At 71.4% G+C, this 15,285-nt stretch carries 11 protein-coding genes; 6 read left to right on the forward strand and 5 right to left on the reverse strand.

Annotated features, from left to right (window positions below; all coding sequences use genetic code 11):
* Together OG943_RS26220 and OG943_RS26225 are read left to right on the forward strand one after the other, a co-directional pair.
* Nucleotides 1-1,740 (forward strand): ABC transporter permease, encoded by a 1,740-nt coding sequence (locus OG943_RS26220; protein WP_328603574.1) that lies wholly within the window; start codon nt 1-3, stop codon nt 1,738-1,740.
* Nucleotides 1,741-1,759: 19 nt separating this feature from the next.
* Nucleotides 1,760-3,100 carry an ABC transporter ATP-binding protein gene (locus OG943_RS26225; protein WP_328603575.1) on the forward strand — a complete coding sequence of 447 codons (1,341 nt, stop codon included), beginning with the start codon at nt 1,760-1,762 and terminating at the stop codon, nt 3,098-3,100.
* 156 nt (nt 3,101-3,256) lie between these two features.
* Here the strand turns inward: OG943_RS26225 and OG943_RS26230 are convergent, their stop codons facing one another.
* Both OG943_RS26230 and OG943_RS26235 read right to left on the reverse strand, forming a co-directional pair.
* A complete protein-coding gene (locus OG943_RS26230) occupies nt 3,257-3,904 on the reverse strand; it encodes a pentapeptide repeat-containing protein (RefSeq protein WP_328603576.1) in 648 nt (215 codons plus the stop codon).
* Nucleotides 3,879-8,834 carry an RHS repeat-associated core domain-containing protein gene (locus tag OG943_RS26235; RefSeq protein ID WP_328603577.1) on the reverse strand — a complete coding sequence of 1,652 codons (4,956 nt, stop codon included), beginning with the start codon at nt 8,832-8,834 and terminating at the stop codon, nt 3,879-3,881. Before OG943_RS26235 ends, OG943_RS26230 begins: the two co-directional genes overlap by 26 nt.
* Before the next feature lie 266 nt (nt 8,835-9,100).
* On the opposite strand from OG943_RS26235, the gene OG943_RS26240 reads away from it, so the two are divergent.
* Complete coding sequence (locus tag OG943_RS26240) at nt 9,101-9,919, forward strand: Fpg/Nei family DNA glycosylase (protein WP_328603578.1); 819 nt, start codon at nt 9,101-9,103, stop codon at nt 9,917-9,919.
* A gap of 46 nt (nt 9,920-9,965) precedes the next feature.
* On the forward strand, nt 9,966-10,481 hold the full coding sequence (locus OG943_RS26245; RefSeq protein WP_328603579.1) for an HtaA domain-containing protein: 516 nt from the start codon (nt 9,966-9,968) through the stop codon (nt 10,479-10,481).
* Nucleotides 10,482-10,527: 46 nt separating this feature from the next.
* Here the strand turns inward: OG943_RS26245 and OG943_RS26250 are convergent, their stop codons facing one another.
* Nucleotides 10,528-11,469 carry a LysR substrate-binding domain-containing protein gene (locus tag OG943_RS26250; protein WP_328603580.1) on the reverse strand — a complete coding sequence of 314 codons (942 nt, stop codon included), beginning with the start codon at nt 11,467-11,469 and terminating at the stop codon, nt 10,528-10,530.
* A 119-nt stretch (nt 11,470-11,588) separates the two neighbouring features.
* Here OG943_RS26250 and OG943_RS26255 point away from each other — a divergent pair, with 119 nt between their 5' ends.
* Complete coding sequence (locus OG943_RS26255; protein ID WP_328603581.1) at nt 11,589-12,650, forward strand: YncE family protein; 1,062 nt, start codon at nt 11,589-11,591, stop codon at nt 12,648-12,650.
* An 85-nt stretch (nt 12,651-12,735) separates the two neighbouring features.
* On the opposite strand, the gene OG943_RS26260 is transcribed toward OG943_RS26255, so the two are convergent.
* Entirely contained in the window at nt 12,736-13,239 is a 504-nt protein-coding gene (locus OG943_RS26260) for a hypothetical protein (RefSeq protein ID WP_328603582.1), read from the reverse strand.
* Between the two features lie 80 nt (nt 13,240-13,319).
* Nucleotides 13,320-14,024, reverse strand: coding sequence for a TioE family transcriptional regulator (locus OG943_RS26265; protein WP_328603583.1), 705 nt, complete (start codon nt 14,022-14,024; stop codon nt 13,320-13,322).
* Between the two features lie 81 nt (nt 14,025-14,105).
* Here OG943_RS26265 and OG943_RS26270 point away from each other — a divergent pair, with 81 nt between their 5' ends.
* On the forward strand, nt 14,106-15,248 hold the full coding sequence (locus OG943_RS26270) for an erythromycin esterase family protein (protein WP_328603584.1): 1,143 nt from the start codon (nt 14,106-14,108) through the stop codon (nt 15,246-15,248).
* The last annotated feature ends 37 nt before the right edge of the window (nt 15,249-15,285 follow it).

Raw genomic sequence — 15,285 nt, forward strand, 5'->3', positions numbered from 1 at the left:
ATGTCCCTGCTTCGCACCTTCCCCACTCGCGGGGCGCTGGCCCGGCCCGGGCGCAGTGTCGCCGACGTGCTGGTGTTCCTCGGCGCGGCCGCGCTGCTGTGGCTGGTCGTGCGGCTCGCGCACGGCACCGCGGTCCCGTGGAACGAGGCGACCGCACCGTCCACAGTGTCCACCGATCCGGCCGAACTTCCTTACTACGCCGGACGTTCACTGTTACGAATGTTCGTCGCGCTGGCCCTTTCGGTGCTGTTCACCTTCGTCTACGCCACCGCCGCGGCCCGGCTGCGGCGCGCGGAAAAAGTACTGATCCCGCTGCTGGACATCCTGCAGTCGGTGCCGATCCTCGGTTTCCTCTCGGTGACGATCACCGGTTTCATCGCGCTGTTCCCGGGTTCGCAGCTGGGCTTGGAGGCCGCGTCGATCTTCGCGATCTTCACCTCGCAGGCCTGGAACATGACCTTCGCGTTCTACCACTCGCTGGTGTCGCAGCCGCGGGACCTCGACGAGGCCGCCCGGCTGCTGCGGCTTTCGCGGTGGCAGCGGTTCTGGCGGGTCGACGCGCCCGGCGGGATGATCGGGCTGGTCTGGAACGGGATGATGAGCTTCGGCGGCGGCTGGTTCTTCCTCACCGCGTCCGAAGCGCTCAGCGTCGACAACCACAACTACGCGCTGCCCGGCATCGGCGCCTACGTCGCGACCGCCACCGACGAGGGCGACCTCGGCAAGGTGCTGCTGGCGATCGTCGTGATGATCGTGATGGTGGTCGGGGTGAACGTGCTGTTCTGGCGCCCGCTCACCGCGTGGGCCGAGCGCTTCCGCGTCGAGGATTCCGAAGCCGCCGAAGCGCCCCGCAGCGTCACCCTCATGCTGCTGCGGCGTTCCCGGATCCCGGCGTTCCTCGGCACGGTCTTCGGCCGGCTGGTGTTCCCGCTCGACCGGGCCATGGCGCTGTTCGGGCTGGCCGAGCACCCGCTGCGGACCTCACCCGTCCGTCGTCGCGCCGGAGACGCCGTGTTCGCCGTCGCCGTACTCGCCCTGATCACCTACGGGCTGGTCCGGATGGTCACGTTCATCGCGGGCACCGCCGGGTTCGGCGAAGTCGGGCACGCGTTGTGGCTCGGGCTGATCACGTTCGCCCGGGTGCTCGCGCTGGTCGCGGTCGCGACGCTGATCTGGGTGCCCGTCGGGGTGTGGATCGGGCTGAACCCCCGCGTTTCCCGCCTGGCCCAACCGGTGGTGCAGGTGCTGGCCAGCTTCCCGGCGAACTTCCTGTTCCCGTTGGTCACCGGGGTCCTGCTGGCCACCGGGGTCAGCCTGGACTGGGGCGGGATCCTGCTGATGGCGCTCGGCGCGCAGTGGTACATCCTGTTCAACGTCATCGCGGGCGCCAGCGCCATCCCGAACGACCTGCGCGAGGCGGCGTCGAGCCTGCGGCTGCCGCGGAAACTGTGGTGGCGCAAGCTGATCCTGCCCGCGATCTTCCCCAGCTACGTCACCGGCGGCATCACCGCGGCCGGCGGCGCCTGGAACGCCTCCATCGTCGCCGAAGTCGTTTCCTACCACGGCACCACCCTCACCGCGACCGGCCTCGGCGCCTACATCAAGGACGCCACCGGCAGCGGCAACGCCGCGCAGATCCTGATCGGCGTCGCGGTGATGAGCCTCTACGTCGTCGGCCTCAACCGGCTGTTCTGGCGCCGTCTCTACGCACTGGCCGAACGCCGCTTCTCCCTCACCTGAGATCCCCGGAGGAATCCCCATGCCCACGCCCCTGCGCACCGGCGACGTTCTGGTCAGCGTCGAGAAGGTGTCCAAGAGCTTCCCCGGCACCGCCGGGGACGAGCTGCGCGTCCTCGACGCCATCTCCCTCGACCTGCGCGCCGGCGAGATCGTCGCGCTGCTCGGCCGGTCCGGCTCCGGCAAGTCGACCCTGCTGCGCACCATCGCCGGCCTGATCGGGCCCACCAGCGGCACCGTCCGCTACCGCGGGACCGAGCTGAACGGCGCCAACCCCGGCACCGCCATGGTGTTCCAGTCCTTCGCGCTGATGCCGTGGCTGACCGTGCAGGACAACGTCGAGCTCGGCCTCGCCGCGCACGGCGTTCCCCCGGCGCAGCGCCGCGAACGCGCGCTCAAGGCCATCGACATGATCGGCCTGGACGGCTTCGAATCCGCCTACCCCAAGGAGTTGTCCGGCGGGATGCGCCAGCGCGTCGGCTTCGCGCGGGCGCTGGTGCTGGAGCCCGACCTGCTGCTGATGGACGAGCCGTTCTCCGCGCTCGACGTGCTCACCGCCGAGAACCTCCGCTCCGAGCTGATGGGCCTGTGGGACGGCGAACGGTTCCCCACCAAGGGAATCTGCATCGTCACCCACAACATCGAGGAGGCCGTCCTGCTCGCCGACCGCGTGATCGTGCTCGGCGCCAACCCCGGCCACATCAGCGCCGAGGTCCCGGTCGGCCTGGCCCGCCCCCGTGACCGGCGCGCCCCGGCGTTCGCGGCGCTGGTGGACCGGCTCTACGACCTGCTCACCGGCCGCGAGCCCGACCACGTCGTGCCCGAGCCCACCGAGGCCACGCCCACCGCGCGGCCGCTGCCGATCGCGTCCGTCGGCGGGCTGGCCGGGCTGGTCGAGATCGTCTACGCCCAGGGCGGGCGCGTCGACCTGCCCGACATCGCCGCCGAGCTCAGCTTCGAGATCGACGACCTGCTGCCCCTGGTCGACGCGGCCGCCATGCTCGACTTCCTGTTCGTCGCCGGCGCCGACCTCAACCTCACCCCGATGGGCACCGCGTTCACCACCGCCGACATCCAGGACAGCAAGAAGATCTTCGCCGAGCAGGCCCGCCACCGCGCGCCGCTGGTCCGCACCATCTACAAGGCACTGGCCGCCAGCGCCGACGGCAGCCTGCGGGCCGCGTTTTTCCTCGACCTGCTCCGCCGCGGCTTCTCCACCGACGACGCCCGGCAGCAGCTCGACACCGCCATCGACTGGGGCCGCTACGGCGAACTGTTCGACTACGACACCGACGCCGGCCAGATCACCCTCGACCCCGCGCACCAGATCGCCCCGGCCGTCGCGCAGCGAACACCCGCCTGAGCCTCGCCGTCTCCTCCGGCTCGGCCCCAAGCGCCCCAATGTGGCGTTGGTTGCGCCCAACGCACCGAACGCCACATTGGGTGCGTCTGACGCACCGAACGCCACATTGGGGCGCTTCGAGCCAGAGTCACGCAGTCCGGGGCCGGGGCCGGGGGGTCACGGCTCGGGGCGGAACCGTGACACCCGGGCGCCGCGGGCGGTGAACCACTGCTCGAGGTCCTCGCCGTCGAGCAGGGTGCGCTGCCCGCGCAGCACCACCGAAATCGGGCCGAGCACCGTGCCGGTGAACCCGGTCAGGTCGGTCTCCTCCAGCTTGCACTCCCGCAGCAGCAGCTTGTCCGCGCTCGCCCCGGCAAGGTTCGCCCCGGTCAGGGTGCACCGGTGCAACGACGCGTCGCCCAGCACCGCGCCCGAGAGGTCGGCGCCGGAGAAGTCGGCGTCGAAGAACTCGGCGGAACGGAGGTTCGCGGCGTGCAGGACGGCCCCGTGGAGGTTCGTTTTGCTGCCCGACGCGCCGGCGAGGTTCGCCTCCGTCAAGTCGGCCTCGGCCAGGTCGGCCCCATCGACGTGGGCGTGCGTCAGCTCGGCGCCCCGCAACGTCGTCTTGCGCAGGACCGCCTCGCCGAACCAGCACTCGACGAAGTCGCCGCCGGTGAAGTCCGCGCCGGAGAAGTCCAGGCCGTTGCCGACGAACCCGCCCGGCTCGGGATCGGCCAGCCAGGCGCGCACCGCTTCGGCGGCCGCGCGGTCGGCGGGCCAGGTACGCGGGACCCACGCCTTACGGGTAGAAGATGATCTTGCCATCCCAGTCCGGCCTCCCGTTTCGGATGTTGGTCATGGATTGGACGTCCGCCGCGCTCATGTTGCGGGTGTCGATGACGACGTTACGGCCCCGGCCGAGCTGGCCGTCGACCTTGTCGGTGAACATCTGGTCCGAGTACCCGTGCGTGAACTGCTGGCCCGGCGCGTGGTTCGAGCCGGGCGGCCAGTCGGAGTGCATGGACTTCACGTCCCAGGACTTGCCGTTGCCGTCGATCAGGTCGCCGCCGCCGAGGGAGTCCGGCCGGCCGACCCCGTCCTTGAACGGCCCGATGCCCTGCTTGTTGAGGTCGAGGCCGATCAGCGCCTCGTCCCTCGAGGTGTCGGTGATCTGGCCGCCGTGGTCCTCGTCCTTGGCCAGGTCGTCGTAGCGCGAGTCCTGCTTCAGTTCGTCCCAGCGATTGTTCAGGGCCTGTTTGTCCGCGTCGCTCAGCGCCGGGTTCGGCTGGCCGTGGTCCTGCGGACGGTCCGGCAGGTCCGGGTTGGGGTCCTCCGCGTGGTGCGGCCCGGCGTCGGAGTGGGTCGAACTCGCGTCGTCCATGCCGAAGCCGCCGAACGGGTCGTCCTCGTCGCCCCAGCCGCCGCCGTTGTCACTGTCCCCGTGCTCACTGCCATTGCCGTCGCCATGTTCGCCGGCGTTGTCGCCACCGTGATCACTGGCGTTGTCGCCACCATGGTCGCTACTGGCGTTGTCACCGTCGTGGTTACTCGCATTGTCGCCACCGTGATCGGAGCCCTCGTGATCCGAGCCGCCGTGGTCCGAGGCCGGGTCGTGCGGGTTGGCGTCCTGCACGTGCCCGGCGTCGCCGCCGCCGGCCGGGGTGGGCCGGTTCGGGGTCACGTCGTCGGGGTCCGGCTTGCTCTGCATGCAGCCCAGGCCCAGCGGGTCGCTGTCGCGCAACGGGTTGGCCACGTAGGCGACCGGGTTGGGCGCCGGGGCCAGGCCGAGCGGGTCCTGGCTGAGGTAGCGGCCCGTGCCGGGGTCGTAGTAGCGGTAGACGTTGTAGTGCAGGCCCGTCTCGTCGTCGGCGTACTGGCCGGGGAACCGCAGTGGGGTGGACCCGGCCGACGCGGGCGCCGGGCGGGCCCGGCCCCACAACGAGGCCGATCCGTGCCAGGCCACCACACCGCGTTCGTCGATCAGGTCGACCGGGGTGCCGATCTGGTCGGTGAGGAACGAGAAGAACCGGACCCCCGAGCCGAGGTGCTCGGTCTGGGCCACCGGCTGCGCGGTGCCGGGACGGTGATCCCAGGTGAGCACCAGCGGGTGCCCGTCGGGCCCGCGGTGCACCTGTTCGACCAGCAGCTGCCCGCTCCAGGTGAAGCGGGTTTCCTCGGCCACCACCGGTCCGTCCGGGCCGGGCACCAGCCGTTGCTTGGCGATCCGGCGGCCGAGCGGGTCGTAGCGGTACCGCCACTCGGCGCCGTCGGGAGTACGTACCCCGACCAGCCGGTCGAGCGGATCCCAGGCGTAGTAGAAGGATCGCGCGACCGGCCCGGTCTCGTGCCGGGCGACCAGCCGGCCCTGGCGGTCGTGCACATAGCGGACCGCTCCCGCCGCGGTCACCAGGTTCCCGGAGTAGCTGCGGGGACCGGCGTCGGGCGTGGCCACGGGTCCCTCGGCACCGACGATGCTGCCCGAAGGGTCGTAGCGGTAAGCCTCGGCGCCGCCCGGGGCCTCGACGCCCACCACCCGGCCGGCCGGGTCCAGCTGGAACCGCGCCGGGCCCGAGATCGCGTCGTCGACGCCGATGAGACTGCCGTCGAGCCGGTAGGTGTACTGACGTTGCTGCACGACCCGGCCGTCCGCGCCGGCGGTGACGGTCTGGCCGGTCAGCTGGTTTTCGGCGTCGAAGGTCTGTGACAGCTCGGCCCCGGCGCCGATCCGCCGTCCGACCTCGCGGCCGGCTTCGTCGTACTGGAAGCTCGTCACGTGTTCGCCGACGCTGAGCACGGCCGTGGCGCCCGCGTCGGCGAAGTTCCACGCACTGTCCACTCCGGACGGAGTGCGCCGCCGGACGCCGTTGTCGTCGTAGGTGTAGATGACCGCGTGGCCATCGACGGCTTCCCGGACGACCCGACCGGACTCGTCCCGGTCGATCTCCAGCACACAGCCGGCCTCGACGGCGCGGACGAGGAAGCCGACGGGATCGTAGGCATAAGTGGTGGTGGCGCTCGGAGTCCGGCGTTCGGCGACGTTGCCGAGCGCGTCGTAGCGGTAGGTGGTGACCGTGCCGAGGCCGTCGACCGTCTGCACGAGCTGCCCCGCGGCGTCGTAGCCGTACCGCACCACGCGGCCGTCGAAGTCGGTCTCCTCGACCAGGCGCCCGGCGGAATCGTAGGTATAGCTCCAGGTCAGCCCGGCCGGATTGGTGACGCGGGTGAGCCGCAGCTCCGTGTCGTAGACGTAAGCCGTGCGCGCCCCGGTCGCGTCGATCGTCGCCGTCGGCAGGTCGAACGGCCCGTACTCGTACCGGATGCCGGCGTGCTCGACGAGGTTGCCTTCGGCATCGTGGTGCCATTCCTCGTGCCGCCCGGACGGGCCGGTCCTGGTGGCCGGCAACCCTTCCACGGTCCAGCCGAGCCGGGTGCGCGCGCCGGTCGCGCCGGTCACCACCCGCTGACGCCCGAACAGATCGCGTTCCACCGGATCGGCGGCCGGGGCCGCGGGCTGGCCGGCGGTCCACTGGCGGTCCTGCTGGAACCGGGTGCCGGTCCCGGCCTGCGCGGTGAACGGATCCGGCGCGGTGCCGGCCGGGTACACGCGCTGCCAGTCCCGCCCGGCGCTCGTCACGGTGACGGTGAGCGTGCCGTCCGGGTCGGAGGTCACTCGCGCGCGGCTGCCGTCCGGGCGGATGACGGTCGTGAGCGCGCCTTCGCCGGTGTACTCGTAACGGGTGGTGCGGCCGAGCGGGTCGGTGCGGGACAGCAGGCGGTCGTAGCGGTCCCACTCCGACGTGGTGGCGTGGCCCAGCTGGTCGACCTCACGCAGGAGCTGGTTGGCCTCGTTGAAGTGGAATTCGCTGGGGTGGCCGAGGGAATCGGTGAAGACGGTGACCCGGCGCTGCGGGTCGTAGACGAACGCGCCGTCGTAGAAACCGCGGTCGCCGACCGTGCGCACGCAGCGGCCGTCGGCGTCGTAGATGTAGCGGTACCAGGTGCCGTTGCGGTCTTCCCAGCCGGTGATCCGGCCGTCGGCGTCGTAGTCGTAGCGCTCCGGCCGGCCCGAGGAGTTGACCACGCTGGTCAGGTGGCCCTGCTGGCTGTAGCCGAATCGCCGGACCGGGACGCGGACATCGTGTTCGGGGTCGGTCACGTGGATGCCCGTGACCCGTCCGCCGTCGGTTTCCAGCTCCACCCGGTACCCGGCGGAGTGGCGCAGGGCCCGCGGCGCGCCCAGCGGGTCGTAGTCGAACTCGACGCGGGCGCCGTCGGCGTCGGTGATGGCCAGCAGGACGAACTCGTCCGAGCCCCGGCCCGGCAGCGCGCCGAAGCGCAGTTCCCGCCCCCGCAACGGATCGGTCTGGGTGTAGCTGCCATCCTCGTGCCGGGCCAGCGGGCGGCGCGGGCCTTCCAGCGGCAGCACCGGCGCACCCGGCGCCGGGTGCGGATAGAACAGGATCGTGCCGTCCGGGGAGAAACACCGGAGGTGCCGGCCGTCCACCTCGAGCCTTTGGTCCACAGTAGACACCCAGGTCGGGCCGAACCAGCGGCCGTCGCGGTAGGAGGAGACGTGCAGCCGCTCGAGCAGCAGCGGTGACGGCAGCTCCAGGTCGATCTGGTCCACCACCACGTTCCCGCGCGCGACGTCCACCGGGTCGGTCTTGCAGATCCAGTTGTCCTTGTCCGACGAGTCCTTCCCCGGGTCGTCCGGCGGCTTCGTCTCGTCGCCCTGGCCCTTCGACGGCGGGTTGTCCGTCCCCGGCTTGTCGCCCGACGTCGTGACCGAGTCGTCGCCGCCGCCCTTCGTCGACTGGTCGCCGGAGGAGCCGCCGCCCTTCGAGTCGCCGCCGCCCTCGCCGCCGGTCGAGTGATCACCCGAGGTCGAGGTCGAGTCGCCGCCGCCCGTCGAGTGGTCACCCGAGGTCTCGGTGGAGTCCCCGCCCTTCGGCGTGCCCCCGCCGTCGCCGCCCTTGGGGTCCACTTTCGGCTTCGGCGGAGCTTCGACCTTCCCGCCCTTGAGACCCTTCAGCCCCTTGGCCGCGTCCTCGAACAGCGTGCCGGCCTTCTTCAGCAGCGGGACGAGTGCCTTGAGCGCGGAGACCAGCTTTTTGGTGATGCTCGCGATCTGCGACGCCGTCTTCGCCACCGCCGCGACGACCTCCGGGACCACCCAGGCCATGCCGATGCCGAGCGTGAACAGCACCTGCAGCGCCCAGCTGATCATGTGCCCGACCAGCTGCGCGATGATGTCCCGCACCATCGAGCGCACCGCGCCGACCACCTCGCCCGCGGTCTTCACCCCGGACGACGCGCCTTCACAGCCTTTCTGCGCCGACTGCAGCAACGCCACCGTGTCCTGCGTGCGCTGCCGGTACGCGTCGCCTGCGGGCCCGGTCCAGGACTGCAGGTCGGCCTTCACCATCGCGTCGAGATCCTGACCGACGCTTTCCAGTTCCTTCGCCACATTCGCCCACGTCTGCGACTGCGCCGCGATCTCATCCGCGTTGCCAGTCAAGGCGTTGAGCGCTTCCTTCAGCGGGCCGACGTGCTCCATCAACCAGCCCACACCCGCGGCCAGGATCGAGCCGAACGGATCCATCACCATCGACAACGCGTCCAGCGCGGTGCCCACCGCACCCATCGCGACCGACGCCCAGTCCTTGCTCTCGATCGCCGACTTCAGGCCCATGGCGTCTTCCAGCAGCGGCACACCGGAATACGCCGTCGTGGAGTCCTGAACGGGTGCTACCAAAGGATTACTCATTACGGACAATCACCCTCAACGACCTGGCGCCTCGGCAGACCTACCCGTCCAAGCTATCGATCCCGGTCCGGCGACGACGCCGCAATTCCGCTCTCTGCCTGAAAAGACGCGGCCGGCCGGTACTTCAGGGCGAGCCACCCACCTCCACTGCCCGGCTCGGTGACGTAGGCGACACAGTCCGTGAGAAGCCGGGCTTCCCGGCGTCGGCGCCGACGAGGTCGAAGCCGCGCCCGGAGCGTCCTAAACTGGTGATCATGCCTGAATTGCCAGAGGTCGAGTCGGCCCGCTCGGTCATCGAGCGGGCCGCGCTCGGGCGGCTGATCGTCGAGGTGGACGATTCCGACGCCTACGTGTGCCGGCCGCACCGCCCCGGCGAGATCCGGAGCGCGCTGGCCGGCCGCCGGCTGCTCTCGGCGCACCGCCGGGGGAAGTCACTCTGGTGCGAAACCACTGGTGACGACGCGCCGGTGCTCGGCATCCACCTCGGCATGTCCGGCAAGATCGTCATCGCCGGCGTCGACGGCTCGGAGCTCGACGGCGGCGACTACTGGGAGGGCCGCCGCGTCCCGGGCGACTACCGGTGGTCGCGGTTCTCCCTCACCTTCGACGACGGCGGCCGGCTGATGCTCGTCGACCCGCGCCGGCTCGGCCGCATCGTGCTCGACCCGGCGATCGACCGGCTCGGCCCGGACGCCGCGACGATCACCGCCGCCGCGTTCCGGGCGGCGGTGGCCACCGGGACCGTGCCCGTCAAGGCGCGGCTGCTCGACCAGCACGCCATCGCCGGGATCGGGAACCTGCTGGCCGACGAGATCCTCTGGCGCGCCCGCGTCAACCCGGCCCGCGCGCTCGACGAACTCACCGCCCCGGAGGTCGAGCGGATCCTGCGCGCCACCCGCAAAGCCCTGGCCGCCGCCCTCGAACACGGCGGTGTGCACACCCTCACCGTCATCCCGTTCCGGCGGCCCGGCGCCCGCTGTCCCCGCGATCACGCGCCCATGTCGCGTGGCAAAGTCGGGGGACGCACCACCTGGTGGTGCAGCGCCGAACAACCCGTCCCGACGACGAAGTAGTCACCCTGCCCTGGACAGCACAACCTTGGTACAGAAGGATTCCCTCATGACCGAAGCACCCGGTGGCGAGCCCCAAGAAGTCGTTCTCCCGACGTACTGCCTGCGCTGGGGGGTCAAGAGCAGCTTCCTCGGCTACGTCGCGCGCATGCCGGACGGCCGCGCCTACCTGGGCAGCGGCGCCGCGGTGAACGACCGCAACGAACTGCTCTTCCCGCTGGACGCCGACGCGGCCGCCGAGGACGACATGAAGTTCGCTTTCGGCGGCGATGTCCGGTTCAGCGGGCACTACGGGCTGCTGTTCGTGCAGATCGCCCAGCCGCGCGTGTACGTGCGCGAAGGCGAGGCCGAGCTGACCGTGGTGGACCCGGAATCGAAGGAGCCCAAGCGGTTGAAGCTGGCCACCTTCACCCTCACCGGGCCGGAGACCGAGGACGGCCTGGACCGCTGGAGCGCCACCGACGTACGCCTGGCCCCCGAGTCCGTCGACCTGTTCGGCGGCAGCTACCAGCCGGGCGAGCCGCTGGAGGAGCTGACCATCACGGTGCCTCACCCGCAGGACTGACCGAACCGGTCATCGCGCGACGTACCTTCAGCGCGACTCGCGTGACTCAGGCCGACCCCGGGGACATCGCGCGGCGCACCGCCGAGCGCAGCCAGCCGTGACCGCCGTCGGCGGCCTGGCGGGGATGCCAGGCCATGCCGATGGCCAGCGGGGGCAACGGAAACGGGACGTCCAGCAGCCGCAGGCCCAGCGTCCGGGCCACCTCGGTCATCGGGTTCGCGACCGTACCGGGATCGGTCGAGGGGTCGGTCGCGGGGACCAGGCAGACGACATCGGTCCGGACGGCCAGGGTCATCGCGGCCAGGTGGCTGGGCAGCACGGCCACCACCCGCCGTTTGAGGTCGAGGTCGGCCAGTGCGGCGTCGGCCGGGCCGGTGAAACGGCCGCGGCGGCTCACGACCACGTGTGCGGCGGCCGCGAACCGGGCCGCGGTCAGCCGTCCCTCGGTCAGCGGGTGGCCCGCGCGCACGCCGGCCACCATCCGCAGGGCGAGCAGCTGCTCGCTGCGGATCTCGGGGTCGACGTGGTCGAGCGCGCCGACCTCCAGGTCGATCTGCCCTTCCCGCAACGCCGGCCCGCCTTCCAGCTCCTCGGCGCGGAACCGCATCGCCACCCCGGGCGCCTCCTGGCCCGCGATCGCCAGCAGCCGGGGCGCCACGGCCGCGGCGACCAGGTCGGCGGCCTGCAAGGTGAACGTGCGGCTCAGCGTGCCCGGGTCGACGTCCACGCTGGGGGCGAGCAGCGCGCCGCACCGGCGCACGACCGCCGCCACCTCCTCGCGCATCGCCTCCGCCCGCGGCGTCGGCACCATGGCCTGCCCGGCCCGCACCAGCAACGGGTCGCCCAGCAGCCGCCGCAGCCGGCCGAGGGTGCGGCTCATCGCCGCCGGGGAGGTGTGCAGCCGTTCCGCGGCCCGGGTGACGCTGTGCTCGGCCAGCAACGCGTCCAGCGCGACCAGAAGGTTCGCGTCGATGATCTGCTTGTTCACCAGCGTTCTTCCATTCTGGACAACTATCCCGTGCTGACATTCCCATTGTGGCAACACCGAAGCCGGGACGACGGTGGGGGCACGACCGAATCACCCTCACGGACAAGGAGCCACCCCCGATGACCCGTCCTCACCTCGGCGACCGCCTGGCCGTGGTCAGCCAGAGCGGACCGACCGTCACCCTGTTCGACGCCGTCACCCACCGGGCCGAAACGGTGCTGACGGTGCCGGCCCAGCCGCACGAGCTGTGCTTCGACGCCGAGCACCGCCTGCTCTACTGCACCAACAGCTACCTCGACGGCTACTACGGCCACAACGCCGGCCCCAACCACGAGCTCACCGTCATCGACCCGGACGCGGGCCGGATCGTCGAGGTGATCGACCTGTCCCCCGAGCACGGCCCGCACGGGCTGGCCCTCGACCCGGCCCGGCAGCTGCTCTACGTCAGTGTCGAAGCCGGTCCCGCGGGCCCCGGCGGCGTGGTCGTCCTCGACACGACCACCCGCAAAGTGCTGCGCCGCATCGACACTCTCGCCCCCGGCCCGCACTGGTTCGTGATCGACCCGGACGGGAAACTCGGCTACGCGGCCAACAAGGAGGCGCCGTTCGTCACCGTGGTCGAGCTGGCCACCGGCGCGGTGGTCGACAAGATCTCCGTGTCCGGGAGCGAGGGCATCGCGGTCAGCCCGGACGGCTCGACCGTGGCGGTGGCCGCGCAGCACGCCGACCTGACGCACCGGGCCGTCGCCCCCTCGATCGCGCTGATCGACACCCGCAGTGGCGCGCTCGTCCGGACCCTGCCCACGGAGTACGCCGTCCACCCCGTGCACTGGACGGCCACCGGCGTGCTGCTGGCCGGTGAGGTGCGGACCGCGGCCGACACCGGGACCGCCTCGGACGGCGGATCCTTCGCGCAGATGCCCACCGGGCAGCTGGCGGTGTGGGCGGGCCCGTCGGCGGCCGAGGTCGAACGCGTGGGCACCGTGGAGGTCGGCGCGATGCCGCTGACCCTGACCTCGTCCCCCGACGGCGCGCGGGCCTACCTCGCGAACGTCATCACCTCGACCGTCAGCGTGGTGGACCTGGCCGACCCGGCGCGTCCCACCGTCGTCGACACCCTGGACGTGCCGCGGGCCGGGGAGCCGGGCGCGCACGGGATGGCCTACATCACCGGCGCCTGACCGGTTGACGCCCGCGGGATCGGCGCCACTCAGGTGAGCGGCGCCGATCCGCGGTCAGGCGACGGTGCTTTCAGGCGACTGGGCTTCAGGCGACTTTGTGCAGGATCACGTCCATCGACGGGGCCCAGTTCACGCCGTCGGGGCTGGCCTCGTGGCGCACGACCTGGGTCCGGCCGCCGTCGGTCAGCGTCACGGTGGAGCGCGTCCGCTCGCCGGTCCACCGGAGCACGTCACCGTCGATCTCCAGGCGGGAGTGGTGGACGTTGCCGAAGCTGTCGTAGAAGGTCGAGCGGTACGCGTCTTCGTGCACGCCGATCATCTCGACGCCGCCGACGGCCGTCTCGCCGATCCGCCCGAAAGCCGAGTGCAGGACGAAAAACCCGCCGGGCGCCCACTCGTAGACGTCGCTGGTCAGGATCGCCGCGGCCGGGATCTCGGCGGTGCCGATCGTGTGGCCTTCGTTGATCCACTTGCCGATCAGGACCTCAAGGGCCTGGTGGCGGCCGTCGCGGACGGCCGCGGCCTGGTCGGTCTGCTCGACACCGGCGGCGACGGCGACAACACGGGCGGACTCAGTGGTTTCCGGCATCGGAACTCCTCGGTTTCGGGGGTGATCTCGGCAGGGGGTCGGAGCCGATCCGGGCGTCCGGACATCGTGGCGGAAAGAAATCAGCCGGGCTCGATCAGGCCCAGGTAGGCGCTGAGCCGGGTGGCCGCGTCGAGCATGGCCCGCCCCTGCTCGGTGAGCTTGCGCTGCCAGTCGTCCAGGGCGCTGGACAGGCGGGCGGTGCCGCCGGCCGTGCGGACCTGCTGGACCACGGTGGCGATGCGCTCCAGCGGGTAGCCGCCGCGGCGGAGGAGGTGCGCGAGTTCGGCGTCGCGGACGTCGGTGGCGCGATAGACGCGGTATCCGGTGGCCGGGTCCCGGGCGGGCACGAGGATGCCGGCGCCCTCCCAGTTGCGCACGGTCGCCGGGGTGACCCGGAGCCGGCGCGCGAGTTCGCCGATGGTCCGGGCCGCTCGATCCGGGGTGGCATCGGGCTCCGCCGTCAGGTCGTCCACCGCCTCGCGCACCGCTTCGAGGGTCTCCCGGTCGCGGAGCAGCTGGTAGTGGCCATGGTCGACGGCCGTGAGCGCGCCGTCGACGTCGCCGACGGTGAGCGCGCCCATGATCCGGCCGGCGGTCGAATGCCCGTACGCCGGGATCAGCGCGAGGTAGGCGCGCAACGCCGCCGCGTGCACCTCGGTGTAGATCCGGTAGCCGCTGGGGGTGCGCTGGGCGGGCGGGAGGAAGCCGTCACGCTCGTAGTTGCGGACCGCCTGGGCCGAGATGCCGTGCTCCCGCGCGAGGCCGGCCGGTTTGAAGGTGAACACCGGTTTGAGACTTTACCGCACCTGCTCGTGGCCAGAGCGGAAAAAGTCTCAACTGTACTTTCAGAGATACGCTTGAGTCTCATGAGTCAAGACATTCGAGACTTCACCCCGGCGTCCTGTGACCTCCTTGGCTTCGGCGAGCCGGCCCACGCGGAACCGGCCTTCGGCTGGGTCCGCAACGAGCTGTTCGACCGGCTGGCCGGCGCCGGCTTCCGGTCCATCGCACTGGAGACCGACCGGGTGGCCGCCCTCGCCGTGAACGACTTCGTCCAGGACGGAGCAGGCACCCTCGACGCCGTGCTGAGCGAGGGCTTCTCCCACGAATTCGGCGCGCTGGAGACCAATCGGGCGCTGGTCGCCTGGATGCGCGAGTACAACAAAAACCGTCCTGCGGAAGAGAAGCTGGCGTTCCACGGCTTCGACGCGCCGACCGAGATGATGAGCGCCCCCAGCCCGCGGCGTTACCTCGAACACGCCCGCGACTACCTGGGCCGCGACCTCGACATCGCGAGCCTGGCCGGCGAGGACGAGCGGTGGAGCCGCACGGAAGCGGTGCTGGACCCGGCGATGTCGCCCGGCGCCACTCCCGAGGCCGAGCGGCTGCGCACGATCGCCGACGACCTGCTCACCGCGCTTTACCTGCGGGCACCGGAACTGGTCGCGGCGACTTCACGCGCCGAGTGGCTGCGGGCCCGGACGCACCTGACCGGCGGGCTCGACCTGCTGCGCTACCACAAGCAGTCGTCGGAGCGGCTCGAGCGCAACGAGCGGATCTCCCGCATGTCCGCCGTCCGGGACGCGCTGATGGCCCGGAACCTCCTCGACATCCGCGAGATCGAAGCGCGGCGGGGCCCGACCCTGGTCTTCGCCCACAACCTCCACCTGCAGCGGAGCCCGAGCCACTGGGGCCTGAACGAGCTGAAGCTCAACTGGCTGGGCGCCGGCGCCATCGTGGCGTCCCTTGTGGACGATCGGTACGCCTTCATCGCGGGCAGCCTCGGCCGGAGCGTCACCCTCGGCCTGCAGCCACCCGCCGCGGACACCTATGAGGGCCTCCTGCAGACCGACGCCGCCTGGTCCCTGACGAAGGCCACCGCGGCCGCGGACGCCCGTACCCGCACCGACATCATCGTGGAACAGGGCTACTTCCCGCTCACCGAGGCAACCCTGAACGGCGCCGACGCGGTGCTGCACATCAGCGACGCGTCTCTTTCGCGCTCCTGACAGCGTCTCCCCGTGGCCGAACGGTCCGGCCACGGGG

Source organism: Amycolatopsis sp. NBC_00345, from assembly GCF_036116635.1.
GTDB lineage: Bacteria > Actinomycetota > Actinomycetes > Mycobacteriales > Pseudonocardiaceae > Amycolatopsis.